This window comes from Leucobacter sp. wl10 (genome assembly GCF_003569785.1).
GTDB lineage: Bacteria > Actinomycetota > Actinomycetes > Actinomycetales > Microbacteriaceae > Leucobacter.
Map to the genome: position 1 here is coordinate 108,001 of NZ_KZ983991.1, position 14,071 is coordinate 122,071.

Here is a 14,071-nt window from a genome sequence, read left to right on the forward strand (position 1 = left end):
TCGGTGGTTGCCGATGGAATAGTTCCATGCACACCCCGCTCGTCGATCCAGGACCCGACCCGCACCCGTACGGCGCGGTGCTCGGGATGATCGAACTGCTCGAGCGCCGGCAGCGCGGGGCCGATGCGACGCGGCTGATGCTCATCGCGGCGGCCCTGGACAGGGTTCTGGATGGCGCGGAATCCGGCACCTCGCGCGAGATCGCCTACCGGTCCCTGCGGGCCGAACTCGCCACGGCGCTCAGCCAGAGCGAGCATATCGTCGAGCAGCAGATGGATCTCGCGCACCGTCTCACGCGCGAGTACGAGGCGGTGTACGAGGCTCTGGATCGCGGGGAGATCTCCTGCGCGCACGCCCGGGTGATCGCCGACGCGGGGATCGTGATCGGCTCGGGCGACGAATCGGCGGTCGCGGAGCGCCGGTCGGGATACGCGCGCGATGCGCTGGAGATCGCCGTCCGGGAGACGCCGAACCGCTTGCGTCCCTGTGCGCGCGCTCTCGCGGAGGCCTGGGCCGGACGCAGCATCGACGAGCGTCATCGCGACGCCCGGGCCCGGCGTCGGGTGATGCTCATCGACCGGGAGGACGGCATGTCCGATCTCATCGCGCATCTTCCCGCCGCCGAGGCCCATGCCGCCCACGACCGGATCACGCGGATAGCCGCGGCCTGCGAGCGCGGAGAGCGAGCGGTGCCCGAGTCGGGCGCAGGAGGCGGCGCGGGGGACGGCGCGGGAGACTCGGGAAGCGCGGGAAGCGGCGCGGGACACGACCGAGATCGTACCCGCGACGAACTGCGCGCGGACGTGCTCGCCGACCTGCTGCTCGCCGCCGACGAGCACGCCCTGTTCGCGGGCGACAGCGCCGAAGCGATCCGGGCTCGCGTGCAGATCGTCGTGCCGGTGAGCGCGATCGCTCTAACCGGCGGTGAGGGCGACGGCTCCGGAGATGCGGCCTGTGAACTGGTGGGGTACGGCCCGATCGACAGCGGCACGGCCCGGCATCTGACCGGAGCGGCGCCTGGCTGGAGCCGCGTTCTCGCCGACGCGTCGACGGGCAGCGTGCTCAGCGTGGATCGCTACCGGCCGAGCGAGCAGATGCGCCGCACGCTGGCGGCGAGAGACCGGCACTGCCGGTTCCCGGGCTGCCGGGTGCCCGCCTCCCGCTGCGACCTCGACCACACCGTGCCTGCAGCGCGGGGCGGGCCGACCGCGACCGGCAACCTCGCGCACCTCTGCCGCGGACACCACACGCTCAAACACCATTCCGGCTGGCATGTGGCACAGGAGTCCGACGGCGTGCTGCGCTGGACGAGTCCCGCGGGGCGGCAGCACATGGATCGACCGCGCAGGCCCGGCCAGTCCCCGCCGGGCGGCTCTCCCGAGGGGACGAGACTCCCTGTCGTGCGCGCGGCCCGCACCGTCCGGTTCGAGCGCGGGGACGACTCCGTCGCCGTCTTCTAGCGGAGGAGTCGCGAGCGGGAAGCATCACCCGGCGGGCTGGTCGACAGCGGCGCCGGAGCGCCGGTGGCTTCGAGGGGCCTCACCGCAGCGATCGGGTCGGCTGCCGTCGTTTCTCCGCTTCGCGGACATGTAGAGAGTAGAAAACCCGAACGAAGGAAACATGAACCATGTCGAACAGAACAGAGGCGCTCATCAGAGACGCGGCTCCGCAGGTAAGCCGGACGCCCGATGTGTTCTTGGCCGCATTGAACGTGAGTGACGAAGCCGCGAAGGTCGCCCGCCCCGTGCGCCGCCGGAAGGGCTTGGCGGTCGGTGCGGTGCTCACCGGTGTGCTCGTGCTCTCGGGCGGCGCCGTCGCCGTCGCGGCGACGCAGTCGCTGTGGTGGACTGCCCCGTATGAGGTGAACTCCGAAGGCAACCCGGCGACCGACAGCACCGAACCGTTCTCCACCGTCAGGTTCATCCCCTCGGCGAGCTACGCGAATGGGGTCGACGACGACTCGGAGGAAGCGCAGCGGGCCTTCCGGCTCGCGCAGCAGTGGTTGCTGGAACGCCCCTTCACCGCGCCGGTGCCGGCAGAGTCGCAGACCATTACGGAGGCCGACCGCGAGCAATGGACAGCAGCGGTGATGCCGAACTCCGAACTGCTCAGGATGAAGGCGACTCGGGCGACCAGCGAGGTCATCGTGGCCGACGTCAAGGCTCGTGGCGATGAAGTCGAGTCACGGCTGCGGGAGTATCTCGCCGGGCAAGGCGTCGATCCGGCACTGATCGTCGTTGATTTCACGGCCGGCGTATTCGAGGTGGATCAGTGAGTCGCAGGGCCGTCGCAGGAGAACGTCTGCACGCGGTGTTCGAAGCGAATGCGGCCGATCTGCTCGCCTATCTCGAACGGCGGATCGACCCTCGGGCGGAGGCGGCCGATGTGCTCGGCGACACGATGGTGACGGCCTGGAAGAAGGCCGCCGCTATGCCTGCTGATCCGACCGAGGCCAGAATGTGGCTGTTCGTCGTCGCCCGGAACACGCTCCGCAATCACCGCCGCTCGATCGGTCGACGACGGGATGCCGTGGACCGGCTCCGCAGCATGATCGTCGATGAGACCAACGGCGGCCGAGAGGCCGATCTCGAGCAGAGCGAACTGCGCCACACCGTCGCCCTCGCCCTCGCGACACTCGACCCGATGGATGCTGAGCTGGTACGTCTGGTGAACTGGGACGGATTCACCATTGCGGAAATCGCCCGGTTCGAGTCTTTGCCGCAGACCACGGTGCGGTCGCGCTATGCCAGAGCGCTCAAAAGCCTCGAAGCACTCCTCGCCGACGACGAGCAGAACCATCACCCGGAGGGCTGGTCCACCGCTCCGCCGAAGCGCCGGTCGCGCGAGTGGTAGATCTGGATCGCGCGCCACAGCTGCGCGCGCCCGAAGTCGGGCCACAGCGTGTCGAGGAACACCATCTCGGCGTAGGCCGACTGCCACAGCATGAAGTTGCTCGTGCGCTGCTCCCCCGAGCTGCGCAGGAAGAGGTCGACGTCGGGCAGCTCGGGCACGTAGAGGTGCCGCTCGATCGTCCGCTCGGTGATCCCGCTCGGCGACAGCCTCCCCGCCCTGACCTCGACGGCGATCTCCCGCACGGCATCCGTCAGCTCGTTGCGCCCGCCGTAGTTGACGCACATCGTCAGCGTGAGGCCCGTGTTGCGGGCGGTGACCCGCTCGGCGGCCTGCAGCTCGGTGATCACCGACCCCCACAGGCGCGGCCGTCTCCCCGCCCAGCGCATGCGCACGTTCCAGGCGTCGAGCTGCGTGCGGCGGCGGCGCAGCACGTCGCGGTTGAAGCCCATGAGGAAGCGCACCTCGTCGGGCGACCTCCGCCAGTTCTCGGTGGAGAAGGCGTAGACGCTCAGGTGCCTCACTCCAGCTTGGATGGCTCCGGCCACCACGTCGAGCAGCGCCTGCTCCCCCATGCGATGCCCCTCGACCCGGGGCAGCCCGCGCCGATTGGCCCAGCGCCCGTTGCCGTCCATGACGATGGCGACGTGCTTCGGAGCGGGACCCGCGAACCGGGGCGGCCGCTCACCGGTCCAGTCGACCGGGACGAGAGCGTCGGGAGCTTTGGGCATGCGTGAAAGTTTATGCCCGCGGAGCGCTGAAGGAGCGCAGGCCGCGCTCGAGGTGCCACTGCGTATACGCCGCCGCGATGCCGGCGGCCTGGCCGCGCTCGCGCTCGGAGGCGCCGAGCGCCGCGTCCCAGTCCCCCGCCAGCAGTGCGGCGAGCAGTGCGACGCTGCCCGCGTCGAGTCGCGGTGAGCCCGGCGCACGGCACGCCTCGCAGACGACGCCCCCGAGTTGCACGACCACGGCCGAGTGCGGCCCTGGGGCGCCGCAGCGCACGCACGCATCGAAGCCGGGGGTCCAGCCCGCGAGCGACATGGCGCGCAGCAGATAGCCGTCGCGCACGAGATCCGGAGGAATCCTGCCCGCCGCGAGGGTGCGCAGCGCGCCCACGAGCAGCGCGTAGAGCTCCCGCGAGGCCTCGCCCTCGGCCAGGCGCTCGGCGGTCTCCACGATGACGCTGCCCGCGCGGTACCGGTCGTAGTCGGCGCTGATGCTCGGGCCGTACGCGCCGAGCGTCTCGGCCTGGGTGATCGTGTCGAGGGTGCGGCCCTCGAAGCACTGGAGGTCGGCGACCATGAACGGCTCGAGCCGGGCCCCGAACTTCGACGAGGTGCGCCTGACCCCCTTCGCCACGGCGCGCAGCAGCCCCCGGCCGCGGGTCAGCAGGGTGACGATGCGGTCCGCCTCGCCCAGCTTGCGCGTGCGGAGCACGACGCCTTGTTCGCGGTACAGGGGCACACCACGATTATCCCGCATGCGGGAGAATGGTCGCGTGCCCGCAGAGACCTTTCACATCCCGCTCGCGGTCGACCTCGTCGCGGTCGGCGTGGGGAGCCTGCAGGGCGCGCTCTTCGCGGCGGGGTTCAAGCGCATCGACCTGCTGGGCGTCGCGATCATCGGCATCGCGTCGGGCATCGGCGGTGGATTCCTCCGGGACATCCTGCTCGGCATCGCGCCCGCCACCCTGACCGTGAACCACTACCTCATCGTCGCCACGGGCGCGGCCTTCATCGGCATGCTGCTGCCGCGCCTGCTGCAGAAGGTGGATCCCGTGATCACGCTGCTCGACGCCCTGAGCATAGGCATGTTCGGCGCGATCGGCGCGACCAAGGCGCTCGCCATGGGCATCCCCGTCGTCCCGGCGATCTTCATCGGCACCGTCGCCGCGGTCGGGGGCGGCGTGCTTCGCGACGTGATGCTCAACATCCCCATCGGGCTGATGCACGTGGGCTCGCTGTACGCCGTCGCGAGTCTCGTCGGCGTGACGGTGCTCGTCGTGCTGCAGCTCCTCGGCGTCGAGGTGTTCATCGCGGGGATCGTGTGCGTCCTCGTCACCGCCGCCGTGCGGCTGCTCTCCGTGCGCTTCGGCTGGAGCCTGCCCGAGCAGCGGGCGCTGAGCCGGATCCGATTGCGACGCCAGAGGCAGGTCGAGCAGGCGATCGAGGAGGCGCTGCACACCGGAGCGATCACGCTGCCCGGGGACGACGAGCGGGACGGGGACGACGGGCATGCAGGCGGCGGGAAGCCGCCGAGAGGAGGCTGAGCGCTGGGCGCTCAGGATCGGGCGCCGCGGCGCCGGCCGAGTTTCGACTCGGCTTCGCGCCACGCCCGCTGCGCAGGGGTTTCTCCTCCGGGCGCCCGGGCGGGGCGGCCGAAGCGCTCCATGCGGCTCGCCGCCCCGCCCCGGCCGAGGTGCCAGGCGTGCGTGATCGCGAGGGCGAGCGCGTCGGCCGCATCGGCGGACTTCGGCGGCTCGGCGAGCCCGAGCAGGCGGGTGACCATCGCGGTCACCTGGGCCTTGTCCGCGGAGCCGTAGCCCGTCACCTGGGCCTTCACCTCGTTCGGCGTGTAGAGGGCCACGGGAATCCCCCGCGCCTCGGCGAGGTACATGACGACACCGCTGATCTGCGCGACGCCCATGACGCTCGCCACGTTGTCCTGCGCGAACACGCGCTCGAGCGCGACGCCCGCGGGCTTCTCCCCGTCGAGCAGGCGCTCGATGCTCGAGCCGATCCGGTGGATGCGCTCGGGCAGCGCGGTCTCGGAGGAGCTCTTCAGCACCTCCACGTGCTCGAACGTGACCTTGCGAGCGCTGTCGGCCGTGACGATGCCGATACCGCAGCGGGTCAGACCGGGGTCGATGCCGATGATCCTCACATCTACGACTCGTCCGCCTCGAGCTCGGCCTGCACCTCGGCGCTCAGGTCGAAGTTGGAGAACACGTTCTGCACGTCGTCGCTGTCCTCCAGCGCGTCGATGATACGGAAGACCCTGCGCGCGGTGTCGGCGTCGATCTCCACCTTGAGATTGGGCACGAACTCGGCGTCGGCCGAGTCGTAGTCGATGCCCGCCTCGACGAGCGCGGTGCGAGCGGCGACGAGCTCGGAGGCCTCGGTGACGACCTCGAACGCCTCGCCGTTGGGGGTGGCGCCGACCTCCTCGGCACCGGCCTCCAGCACGGCCATGAGCACGTCGTCCTCCGTCGTCTCCGCGGCGGGGACGGTGATGACGCCCTTGCGCGCGAAGTTGTAGGCCACGCTGCCGGGGTCCGCGAGCGTGCCGCCGTTGCGGCTCAGCGCCGTGCGCACCTCTGCGGCTGCCCGGTTCTTGTTGTCGGTGAGGCACTCGATCATCAGGGCCACGCCGTTCGGGCCGTAGCCCTCGTACATGATCGTGGTGTACTCGACGGCATCGCCCGTCAGGCCCGCGCCGCGCTTGATGGCGCGGTCGATGTTGTCGCCGGGGACCGAGTTCTTCTTCGCCTTGTGCACGGCGTCCGCGAGCGTCGGGTTGCCCACGATGTCGGCGCCGCCGATCCGGGCGGCGACCTCGATGTTCTTGATGTACTTCGCGAACGCCTTGGCGCGCTTCGCGTCGACGACGGCCTTCTTGTGCTTGGTCGTCGCCCACTTGGAGTGTCCGGACACGGGAGCTCCTGTTCTAGATCGTTGAGAGTCAGTAGGTCATTGTAGGCGCTCGGCCGCCGGTCCGGGGTCCACCGGCCACGCCGCCGCGATCGCCTCGCGAACGTCGCCGAGCAGCTGCGGCAGCGCCTTGGTCTTCGCGACGATCGGGAAGAAGTTGGCGTCGGAGGCCCACCGCGGCACGACGTGCTGGTGCAGGTGGGCGGCGATCCCGGCGCCCGCGGCCTCGCCCTGGTTCATGCCGATGTTGAAGCCGTCGCAGTTCATCACCTCGCGGGCCACCCGCATGGCGACCTGCGTGAGCTCGCCGATCTCCGCGATCTCAGCCGGTGTGGCCTCGTCGTACTTCGCGATATGGCGGTAGGGGCAGACCATCATGTGCCCGTTGTTGTACGGGAACAGGTTGAGCAGCGCGTAGGCGGTGCGACCGCGCGCCACGATCAGCGCGTCCTCGTCGCCGCGCTGAGGCGCGGCGCAGAACGGGCAGTCGGAGCGGTCGGGCTGGTGGTGATCGGCCACGTAGACCATGCGGTGCGGCACCCAGAGGCGCTGCATGTCGTCGGGCGCACCCACGGCTGCGGTGCTACCGAGATCCTCAACGTGACCCATCGACTAGGCCGTCCACGCCGTCGACACCTGCTCGCGCCCCTCGATGGAGCGAACGATGCGCTCGACCGCCTCGTCCACCGGTACGCCGTTCATCTGCGTGCCGTCGCGGAAGCGGAAGCTGACGGCGCCCGCGGCGCGATCCTCCTCGCCCGCGATCAGCTGGAACGGCACCTTGGCCTTCGTGTGCGTGCGGATCTTCTTCGGCATGCGGTCGTCGCCGTGGTCCACCTCGGCGCGCACGCCGCGCTCGCGCAGCTTCGCGATCACGCCGTCGAGGTGCTGGCCGTACTGCTCGGCGACGGGCACGCCGACCACCTGCACGGGCGAGAGCCACGCCGGGAACGCCCCCGCGTAGTGCTCGAGCAGGATCGCGAAGAAGCGCTCGATCGACCCGAAGAGGGCGCGGTGGATCATGATGGGGCGATGCTTCTCGCCGTCGGCGCCGGTGTACTCGAGGCCGAACCGCTCGGGCAGATTCGGATCGACCTGCACGGTGGACAGCTGCCAGGTGCGCCCGATCGCGTCCCGCGTCTTCAGGTCGATCTTCGGGCCGTAGAAGGCGGCCTCGCCCGGCATCTCGGTGAGCTTCAGCCCGCTCGCCCGCGCGACGTTGCGCAGGGCATCCGTCGAGTACTCCCAGAACTCGTCGCCGCCGATCCACTTCTCCTTCTCATCGTCGCGCATCGACAGCTCGAGCTCGAAGTCGTCGAGGCCGAAGTCGCGCAGCATCGAGATGACGAATTCGAGCACCCGGGTCACCTCGGTCTCCAGCTGCTCCTCGGTCACGAAGAGGTGCGAATCGTCCTGGGTGAAGCCGCGGACGCGCGTGAGCCCGTGCAGCGCGCCCGAGAGCTCGTTGCGGTAGACGGTGCCGTTCTCGGCGAGCCGCATCGGCAGGTCCCGGTAGCTGCGGGCGCGCTCCTTGTAGATGAGGATGTGCATCGGGCAGTTCATGGGCTTCAGGTAGTAGTCCTGGCCCGGCTTCACCACCCGACCGTCGTCGGCCAGCACCTCGTCCATGCGGATCGGGGGGAACATCCCTTCGCGGTAGGTCACGAGGTGGTTCGACTGGAGGAAGAGGTCCTCCTTCGAGATGTGCGGCGTGTAGACGTAGGTGTAGCCGCCCTCGATGTGCCTGCGGCGGGCGTGCTGCTCCATCTCGCCCCGCACGATCCCGCCCTTCGGATGCCACACCGAAAGCCCGGATCCGATCTCGTCGGGGAAGCTGAACAGGTCGAGCTCCCGGCCGAGCCTGCGGTGATCCCGCTTCGCGGCCTCCTCGAGGCGGGTCTGGTAGGCGCGCAGCTCGTCCTTCGTCGGCCAGGCGGTGCCGTAGATGCGCTGCAGCATCGGGTTCTTCTCGCTGCCGCGCCAGTAGGCGCCCGCCGAGCGCGTCAGCGCCCAGCCGCCCGCGATCATGCGCGTGTTCGGCAGGTGGGGGCCGCGGCAGAGGTCCTTCCAGCGCAGCTCACCGGTCTTCGGGTCGACGTTGTCGTAGATGGTGAGCTCGGCGCCGCCGACCTCGACGTTCTCGTTCTCGGCGCCGCTGCCGCCCTTGAGGCCGATCAGCTCGAGCTTGTAGGGCTCGTTCGCGAGCTCCGCGCGCGCCTCGTCCTCCGTGACGACCCGGCGCACGAAGCGCTGCCCCTGCTTCACGATGCGCTGCATCTCGGCCGAGATCGCCCTCAGATCCTCGGGGGTGAAGGGATCGGCCGGATCGAAGTCGTAGTAGAAGCCGTCGGCGATGGGCGGGCCGATGCCCAGCCGGGTCTCGGGATCGATGCGCTGCACCGCCTGCGCGAGCACGTGCGCCGCCGAGTGGCGCAGGATGCTCAGCCCGTCCTCCGAGCCGATCGCGACCGGCTCGACCGTGTCGGTCTCCGTCACCTCCGCCGCGAGGTCGCGCAGCTCGCCGTTGACGCGCATGGCGACGATCGAGCGATCGGTGAACAGGGAGAAGCCATCGGCCACGGGGGCACACTCCTTCGGATCGGAAACCAACCCGTCGATTCTATCGGGAACGAATGGGCCCCGGCCCCACCGCCCGCGGCGTTCGGGCGCCGGTCCGATCGGCCGTGGGGCGTGCTCGAGCGCAGGCGAGGCGGGCCGTCACGCACGCGCGTGGAGCGTGACCGCGTAGCCGTCGGGATCGCGGAAGGAGAACGTGAGCCCGAACGGCCCTTCGAACGGCTCCTGCACGATCTCCACTCCCTCGGCCAGGAGCCGGGCGTGCACGCCGGCGGCGTCCTCGACGTGCAGCCAGACCGCGATGCCGGCGCCGAGCCGGCCGAGCGCGTCGAGGTCCACGCCGGGGAGGGCGTCCCGCACCGCGAATGTCGCCCGGCCGGCGGAGAACGCGACCGCGTGCGGGTTCGGGATCGGCAGGCGCCGCAACCCGATCGTCTCCTCGTAGAAGCGTGCGGACGCTTCGCGGTCGCGCACCTGGAAGGAGACGAAGTCGAGGCCGAGAGAAGTCATGAGGGCGTCCTTTCGCACGAGGAAGAGTGTGTCAATATACTGACACTAGTGAGCGTCTGTGTCAAACTATTGACATGAAGATGCCGAGTGAGACCAGCGGGCCGGAAGCTCTGGGGCTGCTGGTGAAGGAGACGCAGGCGATACTCAACCAGCGCATGAACGAGACGCTGCGCCCTCTCGGGCTGACGGTGCCGCAGTACGCCTGCCTCACCGCGCTGCGCGATACCGCGGGGATCAACGCCTCCGATCTCGCCCGGCGGGCCTTCGTCTCCCGCCAGTCCATGAACGTCCTCCTGCAAGGGCTCGATGAGCGCGGCCTGGTCGCGCGCGCCGTGGAGCCCGGACGCAAGGGAGAGCGAACCGCTCAGCTCACCGCCGAGGCGATAGCGCTCCTCGATCGCGCGCGCCCCGCGGTCGCCGCCGTCGTGGATCGTATGACGAGCGGCCTGACACGATCAGACGTTTCGCGCACGCACGAGATCCTGGCCCGCTGCCGCGACGCGCTCCTCGCCCCGTCGCCGTGACCCGACGCTCGTCGCGCCCGGTCGCCGGGGTTCGACCGCGGGTCTAGCGGTGCCCCCGGCGCAGTCCGCGCACGACCCCCGTACGTTCGACGCCTCGGGCGATGAGCAGTGCGATCACGACGAAGACGACGACGCTGACCGCCATCGAAACCGGAATCATCACCATCTGCCAGACCGGGATGTCGCCGTAGAACGGGATCCATACCGAGCCGTAGACGACGCCCATCAACGCCCCCACGACGATGAAGAACCAGCTCTCCCAGCCGCGATAGCGGCGCATGAGGAATGGGGCCTCCATCAGGATTCCGAGGGCGAGAAACGGGATCATGCTCGCGATGCCGCCGGGGACGAACGGCACCGCCACGAGTCCGGCGACGAGTTCGGCGCCGAGCCCCACTCCCCCTCGGCGCAGCAGCGCCAGCGCGATGAACCCCGGAAGCACGTAGAACCCCGCGAGGAACCCGGTCGCCCAGGGCACGAGCGCTGCCACGGCGTTGAACGCGTAGGCGTTCGGAATGTTCACGATGCCGCCGACGACGCCGATCGCGGCGGTCGTCAGCAGCACCCTGGTCGAGATGCGCGAGGCGGAAAGCGAGGTGTTCATAGTGCTCCGATCGGGGTGACGGCAACGGCGACGACGAGCGTCGCCGAGAGCAGGAGGGCGAGGACGACGAAGACCCAGTCGCTGGGACGGAACGGCACCGGGCGGCGCTCGGTGCGCTGAGCCGACGCCCCGAAGCCGCGGGCATCCATCGACATCGACACGCGCTCGGCGTGCCGGATCGCACCGGCCAGCAGCGGCACGGTCGACCGCACGGCTGCCCGCCCCCAGGCCAGCGGGGGGCGCCCGTGATCGACACCGCGCACACGCTGAGCTGTCTGGATGCTGCCCAGCTCCCGACGGAACCTGGGGACGAATCGCAGCGACACGAGACCGGTGTACCCGATTCGGGACGGGACCCTCGCGTTCTGCACGAGGGCTCGCACGAGGTCGGTCGGCGAGCTCGTGAACCCGGGCACGCACGCGACGACGAGCACCGCGGCCACGCGCAGCGCGAACGCGAGCCCCTCCTCGACGTCGGCGAGGGTGACCTGCCAGGCGCCGATGCCGAACAGCGCCGTGCCGGACAAGGGGCCGGCGGCATCCAGCCACAGCGAGAATCCGAGTGCGACGGCGATGACGAACACGGGCATCACCGCCCACAGCATCAGCAAGCGTTCGCGCGTCATCCGGGCGCCCGAATGCAACACGACCAGCGAGATCGCGATCACGGCGAGCGGCAGGATGCGCGTGCGGCCGAGCAGCAGGAACACCATGATCGGGAGGGTCGCCAGCAGCTTGGCGAGCGGATTCACCCGCTCGAGCCAGGGCCGGGGCTCAGACGCCAACGCGCACCTCGATGTGCTCGATCCGAGTGACATCGGCCAGTTCTGGGTGCCGCATCGACCCGCGCAGGGTGCGGGTGAGCGCGGGAACGGCCAGCCCTGCCGCAGTCATCACGGCGTCGTCGAGGAGCGTCGCCGCGACCGCTCCATCGGCGGCGACCCGGCCCGAGGCCATCACGATCACCTGATCCGCGTGCGCCGCGGCGAGCTGCAGATCGTGGGTGGCCAGGATGATGGTGACGCCCCGCTGCTGCGCTTCGAGCAGCAGGGTCACGAGCTCGTCGGCCCGCTCGCGGTCCTGCCCGAACGTCGGCTCATCGAGCACGAGTACGCCGGGGTCTGCCGCGAGCGCCGTGCCGACCGACAAGCGCCGCTTCTGACCGCCGGAGAGCATGAACGGGTGCGCCGAGGCGAGGTCGGTGAGATCGAATCGAGCCAGCATCCGCTCCACCTCGGCCGAAACCCAGGTTTCGGCTTCGACGCCCGGCGGGATGTCGGCGAAGCGTCGCAGGCCGAAGGCGAGCTCCTCCGTCACGCTGTGCTCGATGAACTGGTGCTCGGGGTTCTGGAAGACGAATCCCACGTGCTGGACGATCTCGCGCACGCGGGCGGTACCGATATCGAGGCGACGGTCGCCGGCGTGCAACGTCACCGTGCCGCGCGGAGGCGGGACGACCCCGGCGAGCGCGGCGAGGAGGGACGACTTGCCGGCGCCCGAACGGCCGACGACGGCGACGACGCTTCCGCGAGCGATCCGGAAGGAAGCGTCGCGCACGAGCGTGGCGCCTTGGCGTTCGACGCGGAGCGAGCGAACCTCCATGACCGTCTCCGCCCGGCCCACCGCCCGCGCGGCGGGTCGCACCGGAAGCGGCTCGGCGACCGTGTCGAGGTGGCGCGCGAGCGCGACGGCATCGAGGGGAACCTCCGCCACGGGATGACCGGCCGCCGCGACGCGCAGCGCCACGGACGTTGCCGTCGGGAGCCAGACCCCGAGAGCTGCGACCTCGGCTGCGCGGTCGCCGAGCACCTCACGCGGTGTGCCGTCGAACCGCACCGCTCCGGCACCATCCATCACCATGACGCGGGTGGCCAGCCCCACGACGTGATCGAGCGAATGCTCGACGACAACGACTGCGGGCGGGTCGGATCGCGCCAGCCGCGCAGCGAGTGCGTCATACACGGACTCGGCGGCGACCGAGTCGAGATTGGCGGTCGGCTCGTCGAGCACCAGCAGTGCCGGATCCTGGGCGAACGCCGCAGCGATGGCGAGACGTTGGCGCTCGCCGCCCGAGAAGGTCTCGGGGTCGCGGTCTCGGTGATCCCACAGCCCGACGAGCGTCAGCGCCTCCTCGGCCCGATCCGCGATCTCGATCGGATCGAGGAGAAAGTTCTCCGGCGCAAAACTCACTTCGTCCAGCGCAGTCTCAGCGATCAACTGGGCGTCCGCGTCCTGAAAGACACTCGCGACGACGGTGGCAAGCTGCGGTACCGGCACGGTGCCCGTCTCAAGACCAGCGACACGGATGTCGCCGGTCAGCTCGGCTGCGACGTACTGCGGGATGATCCCGGCCAACGCCATCGCGAGGCTCGACTTGCCGCTGCCCGAGGGGCCGAGGATCAGGATCACCTCGCCGCGACGAGCCTCGAACGACACTGCCGAGGGCGTCGCCCGAGATCGGTCGGGGTGCCGGATGCTCAGGTTGGACACCTGCAGGATCGGCTCGGAGTTCTCGGAGTCTGCCATCGATCTTCCAGTTGGGAGGCTGAAGGAAGGCTACCCTAACTTCGATCGGAGGGCAACACCTCGACGTGGCCCGGTGAACGGGTCCGGGAAGGGCGGCGCGTGCCTCGCGGAGGAGCGTCCGCGGAGCGAGCACCCTGTCGGGGTCTCAACAACTCCGCAGGCGATTCTTTGGATCGCGGCGCCTCGGTTCCGGACCGCGAATGTCGGTGGTCGCTGCTGGAATAGCCGCATGCCCATCACCTTCGACGCTCAGAGCCCCTGGACGGTCACTCTCGACACGATCGTCGCTGACATCGAAGCGGCTGAAGAGCGCATCCGAATCGCGCATGCGGGGCCGGCAGCGCCAGTTCTCCCGCGCGCGGCAGGACGGGACAGCGGGCTCAGGGAGAGCGGGCTCAGGGACAGCGAACTGAGGAGGAGCCTGTGCCGTTCTGACCGCTCCGTCCCAGCCCCCGTTCCGTTCGCGCCGCTAACGCGCGTCGATCCTGAGCTCGCCCATCTCGTCCCAGCCCGAGCCCTCGACCTTGCGAGAGACGATCCTGGGCGTGCTGACGAGCATCGGCCGCATCGCCTCGAGACCCTTCGGGAAGTGCTCGGAGCTCACATGCGCACTCGCCGCCTCGTCGTCGGCGAACGCCTCGACCAGCACATACTCGTTCGGATCCTCGGCGCTGCGGTACCAGTCGAACCACAGATTGCCCGGCTCGGCTCGGGTGGCCGCGGTGAACTCGGCGGTACGGTCGAGGAAGACCTCCGCGTACTCGGGCCTGACCTGGTATTTCACGACGATGAAGTACATGCCCTCATCCTAATTCTTCCCCGAATGGGTG

16 protein-coding genes are annotated in these 14,071 nt (G+C 69.9%); 5 read left to right on the forward strand and 11 right to left on the reverse strand.

Features of this window, described 5'->3' with window-relative positions; all coding sequences use genetic code 11:
• The first annotated feature begins 26 nt into the window (after window positions 1-26).
• The 3 genes from D1J51_RS06665 (at window position 27) to D1J51_RS06675 (ending at window position 2,853) form a co-directional block, all read left to right on the forward strand.
• Window positions 27-1,460, forward strand: a complete 1,434-nt coding sequence (locus D1J51_RS06665) for an HNH endonuclease signature motif containing protein (protein ID WP_119074404.1) — start codon at window positions 27-29, stop codon at window positions 1,458-1,460.
• Window positions 1,461-1,762: 302 nt separating this feature from the next.
• On the forward strand, window positions 1,763-2,275 hold the full coding sequence (locus D1J51_RS06670) for a hypothetical protein (protein ID WP_162903701.1): 513 nt from the start codon (window positions 1,763-1,765) through the stop codon (window positions 2,273-2,275).
• Between the two features lie 35 nt (window positions 2,276-2,310).
• Window positions 2,311-2,853, forward strand: a complete 543-nt coding sequence (locus D1J51_RS06675) for an RNA polymerase sigma factor (protein WP_162903702.1) — start codon at window positions 2,311-2,313, stop codon at window positions 2,851-2,853.
• Here D1J51_RS06675 and D1J51_RS06680 read toward each other — a convergent pair.
• Window positions 2,799-3,581 (reverse strand): isoprenyl transferase, encoded by a 783-nt coding sequence (locus D1J51_RS06680; RefSeq protein ID WP_119074407.1) that lies wholly within the window; start codon window positions 3,579-3,581, stop codon window positions 2,799-2,801. The genes D1J51_RS06675 and D1J51_RS06680 overlap by 55 nt on opposite strands.
• Before the next feature lie 10 nt (window positions 3,582-3,591).
• Window positions 3,592-4,314: a DNA repair protein RecO gene (gene recO, locus D1J51_RS06685; protein ID WP_119074408.1), complete on the reverse strand. Its 723-nt coding sequence runs from the start codon at window positions 4,312-4,314 to the stop codon at window positions 3,592-3,594.
• Window positions 4,315-4,330: 16 nt separating this feature from the next.
• Between recO and D1J51_RS06690 the strand changes: the two genes are divergently transcribed.
• A complete protein-coding gene (locus tag D1J51_RS06690; protein WP_119074409.1) occupies window positions 4,331-5,119 on the forward strand; it encodes a trimeric intracellular cation channel family protein in 789 nt (262 codons plus the stop codon).
• Between the two features lie 11 nt (window positions 5,120-5,130).
• Here the strand turns inward: D1J51_RS06690 and ruvC are convergent, their stop codons facing one another.
• The 5 genes from ruvC to D1J51_RS06715 form a co-directional block, all read right to left on the reverse strand.
• A complete protein-coding gene (gene ruvC, locus D1J51_RS06695) occupies window positions 5,131-5,733 on the reverse strand; it encodes a crossover junction endodeoxyribonuclease RuvC (protein ID WP_119074410.1) in 603 nt (200 codons plus the stop codon).
• A 2-nt stretch (window positions 5,734-5,735) separates the two neighbouring features.
• The gene (locus D1J51_RS06700) at window positions 5,736-6,503 is read right to left on the reverse strand and encodes a YebC/PmpR family DNA-binding transcriptional regulator (protein WP_119074411.1); all 768 of its coding nucleotides are present in this window, start codon (window positions 6,501-6,503) and stop codon (window positions 5,736-5,738) included.
• Window positions 6,504-6,539: 36 nt separating this feature from the next.
• Complete coding sequence (locus D1J51_RS06705) at window positions 6,540-7,109, reverse strand: HIT family protein (protein WP_119074412.1); 570 nt, start codon at window positions 7,107-7,109, stop codon at window positions 6,540-6,542.
• Between the two features lie 3 nt (window positions 7,110-7,112).
• Window positions 7,113-9,035, reverse strand: a complete 1,923-nt coding sequence (gene thrS / locus D1J51_RS06710) for a threonine--tRNA ligase (protein WP_240423016.1) — start codon at window positions 9,033-9,035, stop codon at window positions 7,113-7,115.
• A gap of 183 nt (window positions 9,036-9,218) precedes the next feature.
• Window positions 9,219-9,587, reverse strand: a complete 369-nt coding sequence (locus tag D1J51_RS06715; protein WP_119074414.1) for a VOC family protein — start codon at window positions 9,585-9,587, stop codon at window positions 9,219-9,221.
• Between the two features lie 74 nt (window positions 9,588-9,661).
• Here D1J51_RS06715 and D1J51_RS06720 point away from each other — a divergent pair, with 74 nt between their 5' ends.
• Window positions 9,662-10,111, forward strand: a complete 450-nt coding sequence (locus D1J51_RS06720) for a MarR family winged helix-turn-helix transcriptional regulator (RefSeq protein ID WP_205547788.1) — start codon at window positions 9,662-9,664, stop codon at window positions 10,109-10,111.
• Between the two features lie 43 nt (window positions 10,112-10,154).
• Here D1J51_RS06720 and D1J51_RS06725 read toward each other — a convergent pair whose 3' ends face one another.
• The 4 genes from D1J51_RS06725 to D1J51_RS06740 form a co-directional block, all read right to left on the reverse strand.
• Window positions 10,155-10,715, reverse strand: coding sequence for an ECF transporter S component (locus D1J51_RS06725; protein ID WP_119074415.1), 561 nt, complete (start codon window positions 10,713-10,715; stop codon window positions 10,155-10,157).
• Window positions 10,712-11,500: an energy-coupling factor transporter transmembrane component T gene (locus tag D1J51_RS06730; RefSeq protein ID WP_240422992.1), complete on the reverse strand. Its 789-nt coding sequence runs from the start codon at window positions 11,498-11,500 to the stop codon at window positions 10,712-10,714. The genes D1J51_RS06725 and D1J51_RS06730 overlap by 4 nt, the downstream gene beginning before the upstream one ends.
• A complete protein-coding gene (locus D1J51_RS06735) occupies window positions 11,490-13,241 on the reverse strand; it encodes an ABC transporter ATP-binding protein (RefSeq protein ID WP_119074417.1) in 1,752 nt (583 codons plus the stop codon). Before D1J51_RS06735 ends, D1J51_RS06730 begins: the two co-directional genes overlap by 11 nt.
• Window positions 13,242-13,710: 469 nt before the next feature.
• Complete coding sequence (locus tag D1J51_RS06740) at window positions 13,711-14,040, reverse strand: putative quinol monooxygenase (RefSeq protein ID WP_119074418.1); 330 nt, start codon at window positions 14,038-14,040, stop codon at window positions 13,711-13,713.
• Between the last annotated feature and the right edge of the window lie 31 nt (window positions 14,041-14,071).